Origin of the sequence: Paenibacillus phoenicis (assembly GCF_034718895.1) — a bacterium.
Taxonomy (GTDB): domain Bacteria; phylum Bacillota; class Bacilli; order Paenibacillales; family Paenibacillaceae; genus Fontibacillus; species Fontibacillus phoenicis.
Window position 1 is genome coordinate 1,597,779 of sequence record NZ_JAYERP010000001.1, and the last position, 17,336, is coordinate 1,615,114.

At 53.7% G+C, this 17,336-nt stretch carries 15 protein-coding genes; all 15 read right to left on the bottom strand.

Annotated features, from left to right (window positions below):
* Positions 1-45 precede the first annotated feature (45 nt).
* The 15 genes from U9M73_RS07500 to bshA all read right to left on the bottom strand — a co-directional run bounded on the left by U9M73_RS07500 (position 46) and on the right by bshA (position 17,306).
* On the bottom strand, positions 46-1,251 hold the full coding sequence (locus tag U9M73_RS07500) for an acetate/propionate family kinase (protein WP_009226966.1): 1,206 nt from the start codon (positions 1,249-1,251) through the stop codon (positions 46-48).
* On the bottom strand, positions 1,248-2,120 hold the full coding sequence (locus U9M73_RS07505; RefSeq protein WP_260070805.1) for a 3-hydroxyacyl-CoA dehydrogenase family protein: 873 nt from the start codon (positions 2,118-2,120) through the stop codon (positions 1,248-1,250). Before U9M73_RS07505 ends, U9M73_RS07500 begins: the two co-directional genes overlap by 4 nt.
* Positions 2,121-2,257: 137 nt before the next feature.
* Positions 2,258-3,760: an AAA family ATPase gene (locus tag U9M73_RS07510; protein WP_323076702.1), complete on the bottom strand. Its 1,503-nt coding sequence runs from the start codon at positions 3,758-3,760 to the stop codon at positions 2,258-2,260.
* On the bottom strand, positions 3,753-4,286 hold the full coding sequence (locus U9M73_RS07515; protein WP_009226969.1) for a hypothetical protein: 534 nt from the start codon (positions 4,284-4,286) through the stop codon (positions 3,753-3,755). Before U9M73_RS07515 ends, U9M73_RS07510 begins: the two co-directional genes overlap by 8 nt.
* A 255-nt stretch (positions 4,287-4,541) precedes the next feature.
* The gene (locus U9M73_RS07520) at positions 4,542-5,027 is read right to left on the bottom strand and encodes a cell wall elongation regulator TseB-like domain-containing protein (protein WP_009226970.1); all 486 of its coding nucleotides are present in this window, start codon (positions 5,025-5,027) and stop codon (positions 4,542-4,544) included.
* Between the two features lie 60 nt (positions 5,028-5,087).
* Entirely contained in the window at positions 5,088-6,386 is a 1,299-nt protein-coding gene (locus tag U9M73_RS07525; RefSeq protein WP_009226971.1) for an amidohydrolase, read from the bottom strand.
* Positions 6,383-7,027 carry a redox-sensing transcriptional repressor Rex gene (locus U9M73_RS07530; RefSeq protein WP_009226972.1) on the bottom strand — a complete coding sequence of 215 codons (645 nt, stop codon included), beginning with the start codon at positions 7,025-7,027 and terminating at the stop codon, positions 6,383-6,385. Before U9M73_RS07530 ends, U9M73_RS07525 begins: the two co-directional genes overlap by 4 nt.
* Before the next feature lie 40 nt (positions 7,028-7,067).
* Positions 7,068-9,923, bottom strand: coding sequence for an ATP-dependent DNA helicase DinG (gene dinG, locus U9M73_RS07535; RefSeq protein WP_260070837.1), 2,856 nt, complete (start codon positions 9,921-9,923; stop codon positions 7,068-7,070).
* A 196-nt stretch (positions 9,924-10,119) separates the two neighbouring features.
* Positions 10,120-10,749, bottom strand: coding sequence for a tetratricopeptide repeat protein (locus U9M73_RS07540; protein WP_260070836.1), 630 nt, complete (start codon positions 10,747-10,749; stop codon positions 10,120-10,122).
* Between the two features lie 420 nt (positions 10,750-11,169).
* On the bottom strand, positions 11,170-11,553 hold the full coding sequence (gene panD, locus U9M73_RS07545) for an aspartate 1-decarboxylase (protein WP_009226975.1): 384 nt from the start codon (positions 11,551-11,553) through the stop codon (positions 11,170-11,172).
* Positions 11,553-12,455, bottom strand: a complete 903-nt coding sequence (gene panC / locus U9M73_RS07550) for a pantoate--beta-alanine ligase (RefSeq protein ID WP_009226976.1) — start codon at positions 12,453-12,455, stop codon at positions 11,553-11,555. Before panC ends, panD begins: the two co-directional genes overlap by 1 nt.
* On the bottom strand, positions 12,452-13,330 hold the full coding sequence (gene panB / locus U9M73_RS07555; RefSeq protein ID WP_323076707.1) for a 3-methyl-2-oxobutanoate hydroxymethyltransferase: 879 nt from the start codon (positions 13,328-13,330) through the stop codon (positions 12,452-12,454). The genes panC and panB overlap by 4 nt, the downstream gene beginning before the upstream one ends.
* A gap of 308 nt (positions 13,331-13,638) precedes the next feature.
* Positions 13,639-14,622, bottom strand: coding sequence for a biotin--[acetyl-CoA-carboxylase] ligase (locus U9M73_RS07560; protein WP_009226978.1), 984 nt, complete (start codon positions 14,620-14,622; stop codon positions 13,639-13,641).
* Positions 14,597-15,967 (bottom strand): CCA tRNA nucleotidyltransferase, encoded by a 1,371-nt coding sequence (locus U9M73_RS07565; RefSeq protein WP_407673902.1) that lies wholly within the window; start codon positions 15,965-15,967, stop codon positions 14,597-14,599. The genes U9M73_RS07560 and U9M73_RS07565 overlap by 26 nt, the downstream gene beginning before the upstream one ends.
* A gap of 178 nt (positions 15,968-16,145) precedes the next feature.
* Positions 16,146-17,306: an N-acetyl-alpha-D-glucosaminyl L-malate synthase BshA gene (bshA, locus tag U9M73_RS07570; protein WP_323076710.1), complete on the bottom strand. Its 1,161-nt coding sequence runs from the start codon at positions 17,304-17,306 to the stop codon at positions 16,146-16,148.
* Between the last annotated feature and the right edge of the window lie 30 nt (positions 17,307-17,336).

The window sequence follows — 17,336 nt, forward strand, 5'->3', positions numbered from 1 at the left end:
AACGATAACGATATTTAAAACCCAAAGGTTTAAATTCGCCGTATTTTACTTCGATTCCTGCACGATCCGCAGCGTATCGCGAGCAATCATCAGCTCTTCGTTGGTCGGGATGACCAAAACCTCAACTTTGGAGTTCGGAGTCGAGATCCGGCGTGGTTCCCCGGAACGAACCTTGTTCAGTTCTTTGTCCAGCTCAACGCCCAAATAGCTGAGGTTTTCACAGGTTTTCTCGCGGACGATCGCCGAGTTTTCGCCGACGCCGGCCGTAAAGACGATGACGTCAACCCCGTTCATTGCCGCAGCATACGCACCGATGTATTTGCGCAGGCGATATTCGTACATTTCAAAGGCCAGCGTTTCATTGGGTTTGCCGGCTTCCCAGCCGTCTGTAATGTCCCGCATGTCGCTGCTGCTGCCGGAGATGGCGAGCAGACCGCTATGCTTGTTCAGCATCGAGTTCACTTCGCTGATGGACAGCTCTTCCTTATTCATCACAAAGGTAACGACCGTTGGATCCAAGTCACCGCTGCGCGTACCCATCATCAAGCCTTCCAAAGGCGTCAGACCCATGGAGGTATCCACCGATACTCCGCCTTTAACCGCAGTCAAGCTGGCTCCATTCCCGATGTGGCAGGTGATGATCTTCAGCTCTTCGATCGGACGGTTCAAAAATTCCGCTGCCACACGGCTGACATATTGGTGCGAAGTGCCGTGCGCGCCATAACGGCGGATGCGATGCTTCTTGTACAATACCTTCGGAATCGGGTACAAGTACACCTTCTCTTCCATCGTTTGATGGAAGGCCGTATCAAAGGCCACTACGTTTGGAACGCCTGGCATATTCGCCTCAGACGCATTGATCCCCATGATCGCCGGCGGGTTATGAAGCGGCGCCAGATCAAACAAGCGGCGGATTTCAGCTTTAACTTCCGGCGTAACGAGAGCAGAACCTTTAAACGCTTCGCCGCCATGCACGACGCGGTGACCTACCGCTTGAATCTCATCAACCGAGGACAGAACGCCATGCTCTTTGTCGGTCAATTTCTCAAGCACTTTACGGATCGCCGTCGTATGCTCCAGAATTTCACTGACCTCCGTCACTTCTTCTTTACCCGTTGGTTTGTGGGTCAGGATCGAGGAATCCATGCCAATCCGTTCGACCAGGCCTTTGGCCAAAACGGACTCATTCGTCATATCGTACAGCTGATATTTCAAAGAGGAGCTTCCTGCATTAATAACTAACACTTTCACAGCCGATCACCGTCCTTATCGTATTTAAAGAAGCCTTCGCCCGTTTTAACACCCAAATTGCCGGCGCGGACCATTTTCTTGAGCACGAAGGAAGGACGGTATTTCAGTTCACCAAATTCGCGGAACATCCGTTCCAAAGCGGCCAGCACCGAATCCAGACCAAAGCGGTCGGCCATTTCCAGCGGACCGTATTGGAATTGGTAACCCATGCGCATCGCTTCATCGATTTCTTCTGCGGAAGCAACGCCTTCGCCCAGTACATGCAGCGCTTCATTGATCATAACGCAAATAATCCGGGATGTTACAAAGCCCGGAGATTCGTATACCATGATGCCGCGTTTCTCCACGACCTCTTCAACGAACCGCTTCGTCTCTTCAAACGTCGTATCCGAAGTTTTCAGACCGCGGATGATTTCCACCAGATTGATTTTGGCAACAGGATAAATAAAGTGCATGCCGATGACGCGCTCCGGATATTTCGTTCCGCCGGCAATCTCGGTCAAACTCAGCGTGGATGTATTACTTGCTAAAATAATGTTGCTTGGACAAACTTGGTCCAGTTGCTTGAATACCTCTTTTTTGGCATTCAAATCTTCCGAAATGGTCTCGATCACCATATCGCAGGTACCGAGTTCGGCAAAGTGTGTAACTTTATGAATACGGGATAAGATCAATTTCTTCTCCGCTTTTGTGATCGCCCATTTCTCGAGCTGTTTCTCCAGACTCGTCTCGATCATGTTATATGCATGATCCAATTTATCGGCTGTCTCCTCCACGAGCAACACGTCCAGCCCTTTAGCAGCCAGCATTTCACTGATGCCTTGACCCATTGTGCCGCCGCCGATGACACCAATTCGTTTGTAATTCATGGTCCTCTCGCTCCATCCTTTCATCATCTGTACATAATATGGTTTTCCAGATGTCGAAACATACATCTTTTAACACCCAACATATAATAATATCTTAGCACGAAGAAAAAGTAAAAAAAAATAACCGGCATCATGAATTATGCCGGTAAATGGGCGCTGTCACGAAATTGACAACGAAATTGCTCGCCGGAGAGACGTTCTTCTTTTAACAATATCTCTAAGGATTTGTCGAAAACTGCTGAATGCTGTTCGAGCAATCGCTTTGTTCTGGCGGCAAGATCCTCCAAAATTCGCGTATTTTCGTTCATCAGCACCTCGGTCGTCACCATGTCCATATTCACGATTCCAAGCTCGGTCAGTCCCGACGTCATCATCGTATGCACGATCTTTAACGCCTGCTCGAAATCGTTGCTTGACCCGGTGCTGCGCCCGCCGTAGTAAATTTCTTCTGCGGCTGCTCCGGCCAAGGCGATCATAATTTGACCTTCCAAATACGATTTGGTGTACAAGTACTTCTCGTCCTGCGGATTGTGCCGGACATACCCCAGCGCTCTTCCGCGCGGGCTTAATGCAACCTGACTGACGCTGCCTGGGGCAACAACCTCCGCGGCAATCGCATGGCCCAATTCGTGGATGGCCACGCGGCGCTTCTCCTCCTCGGCGGCCTGCCGGTCGGTCTGCTCACCCATCAGCACTTTATCGATTGCAACCGACAAATGTTCCTGAGTGATTTGATCCACGCCATCCCGCATCGCATAGATCGCCGCTTCATTCATCACGCTTTCCAGTTGAGCACCGGAGAAGCCAAACGATTCTTCGGCGATTTTGTCCAAATCAACGTCCTCCCGCAGCGGTTTGTTGGCTGCATGCAGTTCGAGGATATGACGGCGTCCCTTCTTGTCTGGCAAATCAACCTGGATATGCCGGTCAAAACGGCCCGGCCGCAGCAACGCGCTGTCCAGCATCTCCTTGCGGTTGGTCGCCGCGATCAGCAAGATCCGCGGCGTGTCGGACGTATAGATGCCGTCCATTTCCGTAAGCAGCTGGTTGAGCGTTTGATCGTATTCACGCTGCTGTCCGCCTTCCCGCTTACCGCCGATCACTTCGATTTCATCAATGAAAATAATCGCGTTTTCTTTGTTTTCCTTAACCGCGCGGGTTCTGGCTTCCTTAAACAGATCACGAATCCGGCTTGCCCCCACGCCGACATACATTTCAACGAATTCACTGCCGGAAGCGGCCACAAACACCGCGTTCGTATAATGCGCCGCCGCTTTGGCCAGCAATGTTTTCCCGGTTCCGGGAGGCCCGGTCAGCAAAATCCCTTTGATCGGCCGGATACCAAACTTGCTGATTTCCTCATGGCGCACCATGAAGTCCAGCGCTTCGCGAAGCTCCTGCTTGGCGCTCTCCTGACCGCCGATCTGCTCGAAGGTTAGCTTCGCCGGCCCGCGCTTTTTGCGTTTCCGTTCCTGGGCAGCTCCAATCGTGATGCCGCCGCGTATTTTGAGCATTGCAAATACTGCGCCGAACAACACGATGGCCGTAACGAGCGGAATCACGTTAACGCCGATCACTGCCAGAAACACGATCAGTACGAGAATAAAGCCAAGCGCGGCTTCAATCATCCATTTACGCATTTGGCCATACCCCCATCCGTTCCGGCGAACGCGGCAAAATGATAAATTTGCTGTATTGTCCGTCCGTTAAGGTGATATACACGTTCTTCTCATCCATCTCTGCCGTAGCTTTCAGCTTGCTGTTTTCTTGCTCCATCTGTTTCAATGCAGCTGTAATTTGTGTATATTGCTTATTTTCCATAGCCTGAGCAACGGTAAACATGGCGTTTTCCCACAGCTGGTCAAGTTCCGGCGAAGAATGATCCTCGATATCCAGCTTCAAAGTTCGGCTACCGATTTGCTTCTCCCCGTTCTTCTCAATTTGACGCACCAGAGCACCAAGATCCGTCCCCGGCTTTAAATTCAGCTTAAGCTCCAGCTCGTCCGCTTTCACGTTCATATCGACATGATTTACTCCATCTACACTCTTCACAATATTCTCCAGCGGACGCTCAATCGCCCACTGCCGATATAGGAACCATCCACCAAATAATACAAGGGCGGAAATAGCAATGCTTGCAGCAATTGGTCCAATACGCAGTTTCACGTGATGCCCCCCTTATCTATATAAACTATCAACTCTGTGATATATATTCCCGTATATCAAAACTACAAATATGAGTATATCACATCGTATATCAAATTTCGAAGAAAAGTGTGAAGATATTTAAAAATGAACGCTAGTAGTTCTACCCCGAAATGCTACTTTTTCTCAAGCCAAAAAATAAAAACGGTTCCGCGATTCAGGCTCTTCGCCTAAACAACGAAACCGTTTATTTATGATTGATCCATAGACCCCCTGTCAGCGGTTCGGCAGGGTGAACACTTCCGGCAAAGCTTCGCCGGTCGTGAAACTGAAAAACCGATAATAATGGTGGTCCTTCTCTTTATAGAACAGCTGCCACACCAATTGGTTATTGTATATGCCTGGCAGCAGCCGAACCACCCGGATACCCGGCAACGATTGTTTGATGATCTCACGCATTTGGCTCTCGGACTTGCCATCGGACAGCAAGCGTACCTCTGGATCATGTCCTTCCCTTAGCCAGACCATCATTTGGCGGCCGGATGCATCCTCCCCTTGCACGACCCAGGTAACTTCATCCCATACCGACTTCCAAACCTTGTCGCCCCGGACGAGATCCGTCTCCTGCTTCGCCTGCTGGATAGCGGCTCTTTCGGCTTTCCACGTATCCTCATGAATGTATAGATAAAACCGGTGGAGACCCAGGAGCACGATCAACAGAATCACGAGGGACAGCAGGATCCATTTCGTTCGCTTTCTCAAGCTACTCTTCCTTTCCCTTCCTAAGCAAGCAGCCTCCTTCAGGAAACCGCGCGCCGCTCATTATCGTGCCAACAGTCCCTCAAACGCCGCTTGCGCCTCGTAGCGGATGCGTTCTTCATCCAGTGTCAGACAAGCACCGTGCTTGACTACCTGCTTACCGTTGACCCAGACATGCTCTACATCTTTGGCGCCAGCGGAATAAACGGTATGGGAGATATAATCCGTTCTCGGCAGGAAATGGGCTTGCTCCGTATTTAAGGCGATGATATCCGCCTTCATGCCAGCAGCCAGCTTGCCTGTATTTTGCAAGAAGACCGATTTCGCGCCGTATTCCGTCCCCATTTTCAGAGCTTCCAGCGCAGGAACCGCCGTTGGATCGCCGGATACGCCTTTATGAATCAGCGCAGCCAAACGAATCTCCTCCAGCATATCCAGGTTATTATTGCTCGCCGGACCGTCGGTACCCAGCGATACAACTACGCCCTTCTTCAGGAGTTCTGGTATGCGGGCGACCCCGCTGGCCAGCTTCAGGTTACTGCCTGGGTTATGCGAGATGGTAACGCCGTGCGCTGCCAAGATGTCGATTTCCTCGTCCGTCAAATGCACAGCGTGGGCAAGCAGGGTCGGGCGGGAGAACATCCCCAGCTTCAGCAAATGTTCTACCGGGCGGACGCCGTAATCGTTAACGTTCTGCTCTACCTCGGCGCGCGTCTCCGACATATGCGTGTGCATCGGCAAATCGAGATCATGGGCAGCTTGCACAAATTTCTCGATAAAGGCTGGCGGGCAGGTGTATGGTGCATGCGGCGACATCATCGTGGTGATGCGGCCTTCTGCCTTGCCGTGCCAGTTCTGAGCAAACGCGATCGCTTCTTTGAGCTTCTGATCTTGCTCTTCCGGGGAGCACAACCCGATGGCCCCGCGCATCAACACGGCGCGAATACCCGATTCCTCCACGACTTTGGCCACTTCGTCCATGTGATCGTACATATCCAGGAACGTCGTCGTCCCGCCCTTGAGCATTTCCAACACAGATAACGCCGTACCGGCATACACATCCGCCGCAGTAAATTTGGCTTCCATCGGCCACATTTTCTCCTGCAGCCAGGTTTGCAGCACCATATCATCCCCATAGCCGCGCAGCAGCGACATCGCCGCATGGCCATGGGTATTGATCAGGCCCGGCAGGAACAACAACCCTTTGCCGTCCAACGTTTCGGCGCCTTCCACGCCTTCCGGGCGCTCTTCGCCAATATAGCTGATCGTATCGCCCTCAACGAGCATATATCCGTGAATTACAGGACGGTCCGCATTTAAGACGGCAAACGTCCCGTTCTTAATTAACCATTTACGACTCATACGTTGCTTGTTTCCTTTCCGTCTTCCAAGTAGTAAGCCAAGCTCAGCAAATCAGTAGTGAAGTCAGCCGCATGGATCCGAACTTCCGGCGGAACCTTCAGAATCGTTGGCGCGAAGTTCAGAATCGCACCGATTCCGGCGGCAACCAGCTCATCCGCTACGCGTTGCGCCTCCGTATCCGGCACGGTGATGATGCCGATGCGGATATTTTTCGCCCGGACGGTTTCCGCCAGCTCTTCGATCGGCTGAATCGTGATGTTGTTGATCTGCTTGCCGATCTTAGCCGGTGAAGCGTCGAACACCGCAACAATCTTCATATTATCCTTCAAATACGCATTATAATTCGAAAGGGCTTGCCCCAGATTCCCGGCACCCACCAGCGCGACGTTAATCTGTTGGTCCAGATTGAGAATTTGTTGAATTTTTTCAATCAAATAAGCGACATCGTAGCCGATCCCCTTCCGGCCAAAATCGCCGAAATAAGCCAAATCCTTACGGATTTGCGCCGGATTGAGATCCAGCTTCTGTCCGAGCTCCTGGGAGGACACCGTTGGCACCTCCCGTCGGCTGAGTTCATTTAAGAAACGCAGGTAAACCGGCAGTCTGCGGACGACAGCGTCCGAAATTTTATCTGACTTCATGCTTGTTCCCCCTATTCTTCAATGCGATCTATGAAGCGGCTTAGGCTTCGGGATTTAACCATTCCGAGATGCGCGGAACCATCTGAGTTAATGGCATATGCTCCATCTTCGGTCCGGGCAAAGAGTATAAGAAATATTTTCCATAATAAGATTCCAGGATCCGGGTATCATAAACGATCACGATGCCGCGGTCCTGCGACGAGCGGACAAGTCGTCCGAATCCTTGCTTAAAGCGGATAACCGCTTGCGGGACGGACAGTTTCATGAATGGATTCTTCTTCTCCCGCTGCAGGCGTTCGCTCTTCGCTTCCATCAGCGGGTGGTTTGGCGGCTGGAACGGCAAGCGTACGATCGCTAAACTGGTCAGCGCCTCGCCAGGAATATCCACCCCTTCCCAAAAGCTGCTTGTCCCGAGCAGCACCGATGCGCTGTTCCCTTGGAACCGCCGGGTCAGCTTGGTGCGGCTGCCGCTGTCCATCCCTTGTCCGATCACCGTGATTCCCTCCGCTGCGAGCAGTTCCTTCAGCGGGTCATACACCTGCCTGAGCATCCGATAGGATGTAAACAGCACCAGCATGCGACCTTGCGTCGCCACCGCGGCATCCGCCAGCGATTGCACCAGCGTATGAATGAAATGGTCATCCCCCACGCTGCCCTTCACACTTGGAAAATCGCGCGGGATCACCAGCAACGCCTGATCGCGGTAGTTAAACGGCGAGGGCAGCATCGCTGTGATCAACCGATCCTCTTCCGCCGCCTCAGTCAAGCCAAGCTGCTCGATCATATATTGGAACGATTTATCCACCGATAAAGTCGCGGACGTCATTACGACGCTCTTCTTCCGGTCGAAGAAAAATTGCTTCAATTGAGCGCTGACGTCAATCGGCACCGCATACATTTGGAGCGACCGGCTACGGAAGTTCCCGTTCGCCTCCATCCAATAGACGGTGTCCTCGCTCTCCAGCTTCATGAAGAAGCGCAGCGCTTCCCGTTCCCCGGCTAAATCTTTAAACAAGCCGCTGATATCGGTGATCAGGCTCTCCGCTGCATAATCGTCCTGCTCTTCTCGGATTTCGGACAGGAGGCGCTCCCCTTTCCGAAGCACGTCGCCAAGACCTACGTAAATTTGATTTTCGAGCGCGGTCAGCGTCTCCCAATCCTTTGGTTTTCGATTCGGCAACAGCCGGTACACGAATTGCCCGGGATCGCCAGGGGCGGCGTCGCTGCGGTCAGGCATCAAGCTGAACAGCAGCTCGCTGAGCTTGTCCCAGCTCTCCTTCACGTCCACCAGCGTTGGATAGATTCCGTCGATGACTGAGCACCATTCTGAGGCTTTCTCCGCGCCCGACGCTTCAAGCGAGCTGCGAAGGTTGGCCAGCTGCCCCGTCTTGCTGTCTTTAAATAACCGGGTCAGCGTATGCACGACCGTAAAATACTTCATATGAATCCCCAAATGCTTGCCGGCCACATCCTCTAAATGATGCGCTTCATCGATAACCAGCCGCTCGTAACCCGGCAGCAGTTGATGCCCCGCCTGGATGTCCGTAAACAGCTTAGAGTGGTTCGTAATGACCACGTCCGCGACACCGGCTTCGTGTTTTGCGCGATGATAGAAGCATTTGCGGAACCAAGGACAGGATCGGCCTAAGCAGGATTCCGACTCACTGGCCACCGTCTCCCATAAATCACCGCCGCGATTGCCGAGATTCAGCTCTTCGTCATCGCCGCTTTCCGTTTGGGTAAGCCATACGACCATTTGCGCGGCCGTCATCACCTCTTCTTTAGGTGTTGAGAAGTCTTTTCTATTTATTTTATGTTCAAATTTGCGCAAGCACAAATAATGCTGCCTACCTTTAAAAACGGCTGCACGAAACGGAAAAGGCACGACCTCCGTCAACAACGGCACATCGCGCTCCCTAAGCTGCTCCTGCAGGTTGATGGTGTGCGTGCTGACCATGACCTTCTCTTCGTTCTTGACGCTGTGGTAAATGGCCGGCAGCAGATATCCTAAGGATTTGCCCGTTCCCGTTCCAGCTTCAACAAGCAAATGCTTGTCTTCCTCAAAAGCCCGCATGACCTCATTCAGCATCATGTTCTGGGCTTCCCGCTCCTCATACTGCGGCAAACGCTCCCGCAATCGTTCCCGGACCTGCTCCATAAACTGCTCGAAGGTCACGCCCGCCAGCGGATTGCGCTCCGTGCTGTCCCTTGGCGCTTCAATGTCAAGCCAATCTTCAACCTGCAAGGCGAATTGGCGGTAGTATACAAAGCCGTCTTCGCTTGGCAGCGCTTCGCGCTCCTTCTCCTGCACCATGGCATCAAAAAACCACCCGAGATCGCTGTCCTCACCTGCAAACAGATCGGCCAAACGCTGTAAGGTCAGCAGCGGCAGTCGGTCACATTCCTCCAAGCATTTGAGGAAAATCAGCGCCGTCGCCAGCGCGTCACTGTCCGCCTGGTGCGGACGCTCATGCTCCACCTCGAACTCCGCCGCCACCATCCCCAGCTGGTAAGAAGTCAGCGAAGGGAACAGGATTTTCAAGAAATCCATTGTGTCCAGGATCCGTCCGGTGAACGGCAAGTAGCCCGTTTTGTCCAAGGCGCTCTGCAGATAATTAAAATCAAATGCTACGTTGTGCCCAACCAACACGACGTCGTTCAGGAGTGGAACCATCTCCATCATCACTTCGTCCAGCTCCGGCGCATCCTTCACATCCTCATCGGTGATGCCCGTTAACCCCGTAATAAACGGTGGGATCGGAACGCCTGGCTTGACGAAGGAACGATACACCTGAGAAATCGATCGATCCGGCTCTATAATGGCAAGTCCCACTTGAATAATATCATCGGAGGACTGGTTACCCGTCGTTTCAAAATCAAGCACAGCATATTTCATTGCAATTAGTTGTCCCTTCATTCCAGTCTCTTTACAGCATAACAGAAGATAGCCAATTTGAAAATTAATACAAACCATATCTGTAATAAAAATCACAAAACAAAACAAGCGATGCGCCGCCATGAGCGGTGTTCGCATCGCTTCCAAAAACATGCCGTAAATAAGTGCGTGACCTGCAGTTAATGAATCATAAATCCTACAATAGCGAAGTTAACTCGGGGCCGTAATGCAGTTTACCTGTACTGTTCGCACAAGCCTCCAAATTGGCCAACGGCTCGGGCAAGGACGGATCGCTGTGATGAGCCAACTTGAAGTACTCTTTTGCCTTCTCAAATACGCCCTTGTGCGCCTCGATACACCCCAGCGCGTTGTATATAATGGAACGCAGCCGCTTGTTCGCAGCCTTTTCCAGCACGATCCAGAAATGCTTGGCGGCTTTGTCAAATTGCTCGAGGTGCAGATGGCACATCCCTAGATAAGTCCGAGCCAACACGCTGTCCGTAAATTGCTTCACCACCTGCTCAAATTGAGCAGAAGCCTGGGGAAACATCAGCAGCTTGTAATACCCTTGGCCTTTCACAAAGGCGGGGTCATCCAATTCAGGAAGATCGGGGGTCTCTCTGGACTCCAGGCTCCGGAACGCATGGCGTAAATATCCCATTTTCTCCTCAAAGCTCAGCCATTCCTCGATAATGCCGTCGCTCATATGCTGAAGCAGGCTCCATTTCTTCGCGAGCTCCTGCTTCTGGGCATGGCCGGCCAAGGGGTATTTCCTCGTGATTTCGTCCAACATCTCATTCATTTCCGCAAACACATGCTGAAACATCATTCGCATCCCCCTAACGAAAATGAAATCAGTCCGAGCCTTACGTACATTTTTTGTTTCGGGGGACGATTTCATTCCGGCAGGGAGGAATTACACTTTTTGATGGCCCGTTTCTCTGATTGGATGTGAAAAATCGAATACATTTCAGCGTTTGTTGCGATTTACAGCTCATTGTATTCGAAATTTCATACAAAATTGTGGGTTGAGCGGGCAATTTCCCAAATTCTATATGAAAAATCGAATAGATTGGGGGTAATGCGAACTACGGCCCAATTATATGCGAAAAATCGAATACAATTCAGCGGCATGAATAGTGTAGCGCGGCCGCATCATAATTAAACATACGAAGGGCCCGGCTGACGCCGAGCCCCTTCCCCCATGGCCTCCTCGTGATCCGAAGATGCTTTTTGAACAACCTTATTAACGGATCATGGCATGGAGTTCTTGATGCGCCTTATCCACCGGCTTGTTGTTTTCGTCAACGAACACGACGGTTGGTTTATGGCTGCGGACTTCTTCCGGCGACATTTGGGCATAAGAAATAATGATGACACTGTCGCCCGGCTGCACAAGTCGTGCCGCCGCACCGTTCAAACAAATCACGCCGCTGCCGCGAGGTCCCGGAATCACATACGTTTCCAGGCGGGCGCCGTTATTGTTGTTGACGACTTGCACCTGCTCGTTCTCCAGCAGATCGGAAGCCTCCATCAGATCCTCGTCGATCGTAATGCTGCCCACATAGTTCAGGTTAGCTTCCGTCACGGTTGCGCGGTGAATTTTCGATTTCATCATCGTTCTATACATTAATGGTTCACCTTCTTCGTTAAAATGACGTTATCGATCAGCCGCGTCGTGCCAAATTTCACGGCAACGGCGATCAACACACCTTTTTGGCGGCCAGCGGCATCAACACATTCATCGTCCGCTAAAGGCGACAATTCCGGAAAATCCGAAATTTCCACATAATCGATATTCGCCAGCGGTTCAGCGCTGATTGTGTCGCGGATTTCCGCCCGCAGCTCCCCTGCGGTCACCGGACGTTCTCCCTCTGCTTTAGCTCTTGCGCGCTCGAGACTGCGGGACAAGACAAGTGCAGCCTGCCGTTCTTCCGCACTCAAGTACACATTTCGAGAGCTGAGCGCCAGTCCATCGGCCTCACGAACAATCGGGCAAGGAATGACTTCGACATCGAAGTTCAAATCCTCTACCATGCGCGTGATTACCGCCACCTGTTGGGCATCCTTTTGCCCGAAATAAGCGCGGTCCGGCTGCACGATATGAAACAGCTTACCGACAACGGTGGTTACCCCGTCGAAATGGCCCGGTCGCGAAGCACCGCACAGCACGTCCGTCAAACCAGCGACCTTAATATGGGTGCGGGTCGGTTGGGGATACATTTCTTCAACGCTAGGCAAAAAGACGAAATCCACGCCCTCACGCTCGGCCAAGGCCAGGTCTTTCTCCGGATCGCGGGGATAGCGCTCAAAATCCTCGTTGGGCCCGAACTGAATCGGGTTTACGAAAATGCTCAGCACTACCAGATCGTTCTCCGCCCGTGCTTTACGCAACAAGCTTGCATGCCCCTCGTGCAGATATCCCATCGTTGGCACGAGCGCAACTTTGATTGATTTTCCTTCTTTCGCTGCTGTGAACCGCGCATCCTTCAACTGTTCACGGAGCGGGACAATCTTGTTAAAGGTCTTCATGACCGGACTTCCACCTTTCCTTTGCCATACAAAGTTCCCAGTGATTCCTGCACGCCTTGATCCGCGCGGAACACATGCTCTTCTGCCGGGAACGAGCGGTTTTTGACATCCGTAACGTATTCTAAAATCCCTTGGCGGATCTGCGCGCCAATATCGGCGTAGGTTTTCACAAACCGTTTATCCCGGTAATCCGCCGTATATTTCAACACGTCATGGTACACCAGCACTTGACCGTCGCAGCCGCGTCCCGCGCCAATGCCGATGGTCGGAATACTCAGCTCGCGGGAGATCGCCGTTGCCACTTCTTCCGTTACCAGCTCCAGCACAATACCAAAGGCACCGGCGCATTCCAACGCCTTGGCATCCTCCATGAGCCGCTTCGCATCAGCAGCGTCTTTGCCCTGCACCCGGTAACCGCCGATCTGGTTAACAGATTGAGGCGTCAATCCGATGTGCCCCAGCACCGGCACCCCGGCTTGCACGATGGCTTGGACGGCGGGAGCGATCTCCGCACCGCCTTCCATTTTGACGGCATGGGCATGACCTTCTTGCATCAAACGGCGGACGTTCCGCAACGTTTCGTCAATACTTCCGTGATATGTCATAAACGGCATGTCAACCACGATGAAGGTATGCTGCGCCCCGCGTGCAACGGAACGGGCATGGTATACCATATCGTCCAATGTTACGGGGATCGTCGAATCATACCCGAGAACAACGTTGCCCAGCGAGTCTCCGACGAGCAGCAAATCCGCACCCGCTTCCTCGGCCAGTTGGGCCGACGGATAGTCGTAGGCGGTAATCATCGCGAGCGGAATGCCGTCTTGCTTCATTTTTTTCATTTTCACAATGTTTAAAGCTTGTTTCCCTGCCATTTGATCCATCTCCTTCGGTTTGACTTTGTGCGAGTCCTCCAAAAACGCGCACAACAAAAAAACCTTTTAGTTTGGCACTAAAAAGGTCCGAAGTCCAAAGAAGAGTGAGTTATATCCTCGTTCTTCTGTCTCGGTCCTCTTTCGGCTCAGAGCAGAATCCAACGCAACTTGATTTGTGGTCGTTCAAAAAGTCGGCCGACGGTTTGAACTTTCACCACATTCATACCTCCGACAAGCAACCGGAGTGCAGTTCAGAACGATGCCGATACCGCCTCCTGTGCTCAGTATAACAAATTACGTTATTTTTTTCATCCGCCAAGTTGTACTTCTCCAGAGAATATCGTGAAATGTTTGCCATTCTGATCCAAAAGGAATAATGCGCCGCTCGAATCCAATCCGGTTGCTGTGCCTTGGAGCACCCCGTTTGGCGTATGCACGGTGATCTCTCGGCCCAACGTGACCGACAGCGCCTCCCACAAGTGGCCGATCGGTGCAAAACCTTCCTGGATATAAAGCTCGTAAAGCTGCTCCAGCTCCTTGATCACCGCGCCGATCAAGCTTGTCCGATCAATCCGCCGCCCGCTTTCAATACATAATGAGGTCGCGATGGTCTCCAGCTCCGGCGGAATGTCAGCAGCCGTCAGATTGACATCAATGCCAATCCCGGCGACGGCGTACCGGATCAGCTCGTCCTCCGCCGCAGACTCCACGATAATGCCGCACAGCTTACGGCCGCGGGCTAAAATATCATTTGGCCATTTGATACCGGCATCTACGCCGGTGACTTTCCGTATGGCGCGGCAAACCGCCACTGCGGTCAGCAAGGTCAACTGCGGCGCAATCGACAGCGGTTGGCGGTCGGGACGCAGTAATAGGCTCATCCACACGCCTTTGCCCGGCGGTGAATACCAGCGGCGACCTTGGCGCCCGCGCCCCGCCGTCTGCTCTTCGGCGAGCACAAGGGTGCCGTGAGGCGCGCCTTCCTCCGCCAGCTTGCGGACTTCTTCCTGCGTGGAGGACGTGCTGTCCAGCAGCTTCAGCCGTTGTCCAAACGTCTTCGTCCCCTGCAAGGCATGCAGCAAACCGGCATGACTCAGCTTGTCGGGCTGCCGAGTCAACCGGTATCCCCTGCGCGGGGCGGACTCAAATTCGTAGCCTTCTTCGCGCAGCTTGGCGATTTGCTTCCATACCGCCGTCCGGCTGATCGACAGCCGGCGGCTGAGCTCCTCGCCAGATATATATTGCCCCGGATGCTCCAGCAGCATGTCAAGCAATCGGTTTGCTTCCATCATTCTTCACCACCGTTTCCACATGTTTCAGGAGAGTTAGCCGGTCGTTGGGCAGCTCACCTGCGGCAACTGCGATCAGCAGTTGCTTCAGCAGTTCGCTAAGCCAAGGGCCGCCTTTGCGGCCGGCCGTTTGCAGCACTTCGCCGCCGCTGATGGCCAGCTCCTTCAGCGTATGTACTTGCACCTCGCGGTGCCACTGGCCCGCGCGTGCCAGGATGGCCTGGTCGGCCTGCCGCTTGGCGTCGTCGCCTATGGCCGCTTGCACCACCGCCTGCTGGCGGTGCAGCCACCGCCCGGCGGTCTCGCGGCCAAACGCGACCTGCAGGCCGATCCAGCCGCGCCGCTGCTCGCGCTCACCTGGCGCCTCGGCCAGGATGGCTTCCCACGCTTCGTCAAAGCGGACGATCCCAGCCGCCTCTTGGGCGGTCTGGTTGGGGAACGTCCAGCTTTTGAGCAGCGGGGAAGCCGCCTCGCCCGGGGCGCCAAGCGCCTGCAGCAGCAGCGACCAGCGCAGCGCCGGCGGCGCAGGCGCCAGCAGCGGCAGCGCCGCCAGCAGCGCGCGGCGCGGCGGCTCGCGGTGCAGCAGGCGCCGCGACAGCGCGGCGATGGCGCCTGGCGTGGCTGCAGCGCCTGGCGTTGCCTCAGCGGCGCCCGCCCCCGCCTCGGCGCCATGCGCCTCCGCCGCAGCGGGCTCCTGCGCTGCCTTCGCGTACCGCAGCAGCCCGCTGCGTTCCAGCAGGGCCAGCCCGCGCAGCGGATCCGGGCCCAGCACTATTTTTTCCAGCTCCATCCGCACGCGCTCCTTCGCAATGTAGCCTAGCTTGTCCCGGCCTGCAAGGAGCGCCTTCCACAAGCTTAAAACCGGGCGGAACCCAAAGGTCGAAGCGAACCGGACCGCCCGCATCATGCGCAGGGCATCTTCCGCAAACCGTTCTTCGGCATCGCCCACGCAGCGGATCAGCTCGCGCTCAATATCCATCCGGCCGCCAAACGGGTCAATCAGCTCGCCCTCCAGCCCCCGGGCGATCGCATTCATCGTAAAATCCCGCCGCCGCAAATCCTCTGTCACCGCATCGACGAACTCCACCGAAGTCGGACGGCGATAATCGGCGTAATCCGACTCCTTGCGGAAAGTCGTCACCTCAAACGCATGATCCCCCATCATCACCGTTACCGTCCCGTGCTGAATTCCCGTTGGGATCGTGCGTTCAAACAACCGAACCACCTCATCCGGCTTCGCTGAAGTAGCAATATCCATGTCGTGGACCGGGCGCCCCATGAGTTCATCACGCACACACCCCCCGACAAAAAAAGCCTGGTGCCCGCCATCTCGCAAAATACGCAGCACACGTTCCCCCTGAGCTAGCATAAGGGGGTCAACTTGACTCCAATGATGTTTTTCGATTGCGGACACCTCCCTTCCAATCAATACAAGCATAGACAAAAAATCGGCACAGCAAGCGCAGGGCTCTCCAGCCCTGCGCCGTTAACATGCTGCGAATTCGCTTAATCATCGTCCGGTCCCATCAACCGCACGCCGGATTTAACGTTGGCATTGGAACATTTAGCACACGGTAATAAATTTCTTCGTATGCTGCCATCATTTTATCGCTGCTGAACTCGGTTTTGGCCCGGGTTAAACAGGCTTCACGCATCCGCTCAGCCAGCTCCGGGTTCTTCAGTAGCGAGATGCAGTACTCTGCCATCTGCTTCGTATCGCTGATCGGCGCTAAGAAACCGGTCTCCCCGTGCTTCACCAGCTCCGGAATCCCGCCTGCAATTGAGCCGATGGTCGGCACTCCGCAAGCCATCGCCTCCAGGGCGACCAGGCCAAAGCTTTCCTTCTCCGAAGGCAGCAGCAAGACGTCCGCCATGGAAATCACATGAGCGATATCGTCCTGTTTTCCGAGGAAATGCACCCGGTCGGCCAGGCCCAGCTCCTTGATTTTGCATTGGATCTTCGGCAATTCCGGTCCTTCACCGACAAACAACAGTTTCGACGAAACTTCCCGGTTGACTTGATGGAAAATATCCACCACATCACTCACCCGCTTCACCGGCCGGAAGTTGGAGATATGCATCAGCACTTTCTCGCCGGGAGCGGCAAAATTCATCCGGCAGCTCTTGGCGTCGCGCGGGTAATACACCCGCTCGTCAACAAAGTTATACGTCAAGTCGATATCCCGCGTGATGTCGAGGACCTCGCGGGTTTCCCGCATCAAATCGCGGGACACCGAGGTTACAGCGTCACTTTCATTAATCGCCAACCGAATCAAGTCCTTGAGCGATTCGTCCTGCGCCAATACGGTGATATCGGTCCCATGCAGCGTTGTCACGACCTTAAGCGAGTCTCCCACCATCTGCTTGGCGAGAAACGCGCAAACCGCGTGTGGCACCGCATAATGAACATGCAGAATATCCAGTCCTTGCTCTTTGGCTACCGTAGCCATTTTGGTGGCTAAGGACAAATCATAAGGCGGATACCGGAACACGTAGTAATCGCTGACTTCAACTTCGTGGTAAAAAATGTTTTTATGGTAACTCCCTAAGCGAAAAGGAACGCTATGCGAAATAAAATGGACTTCGTGGCCCTTCTCCGCCAGCAGCTTCCCGAGCTCGGTGGCCACAACCCCCGAACCGCCCAAGGATGGATAACATGTGATGCCAATTTTCAAAAATGGTTCCATATGGTGGGGGCCTCCTTTGTTGTTTGTTCC

Coding starts and splice junctions, on each gene's coding strand:
- U9M73_RS07510 (WP_323076702.1), bottom strand. CDS start 3,760: ATGCGTAAATGGATGATTGAAGCCGCGCTTGGCTTTATTCTCGTACTG.
- U9M73_RS07505 (WP_260070805.1), bottom strand. CDS start 2,120: ATGAATTACAAACGAATTGGTGTCATCGGCGGCGGCACAATGGGTCAA.
- bshA (WP_323076710.1), bottom strand. CDS start 17,306: ATGGAACCATTTTTGAAAATTGGCATCACATGTTATCCATCCTTGGGC.
- U9M73_RS07560 (WP_009226978.1), bottom strand. CDS start 14,622: ATGATGGAAGCAAACCGATTGCTTGACATGCTGCTGGAGCATCCGGGG.
- panD (WP_009226975.1), bottom strand. CDS start 11,553: ATGTATAGAACGATGATGAAATCGAAAATTCACCGCGCAACCGTGACG.
- U9M73_RS07540 (WP_260070836.1), bottom strand. CDS start 10,749: ATGTTTCAGCATGTGTTTGCGGAAATGAATGAGATGTTGGACGAAATC.
- U9M73_RS07525 (WP_009226971.1), bottom strand. CDS start 6,386: ATGAGTCGTAAATGGTTAATTAAGAACGGGACGTTTGCCGTCTTAAAT.
- panB (WP_323076707.1), bottom strand. CDS start 13,330: ATGGCAGGGAAACAAGCTTTAAACATTGTGAAAATGAAAAAAATGAAG.
- dinG (WP_260070837.1), bottom strand. CDS start 9,923: ATGAAATATGCTGTGCTTGATTTTGAAACGACGGGTAACCAGTCCTCC.
- panC (WP_009226976.1), bottom strand. CDS start 12,455: ATGAAGACCTTTAACAAGATTGTCCCGCTCCGTGAACAGTTGAAGGAT.
- U9M73_RS07530 (WP_009226972.1), bottom strand. CDS start 7,027: ATGAAGTCAGATAAAATTTCGGACGCTGTCGTCCGCAGACTGCCGGTT.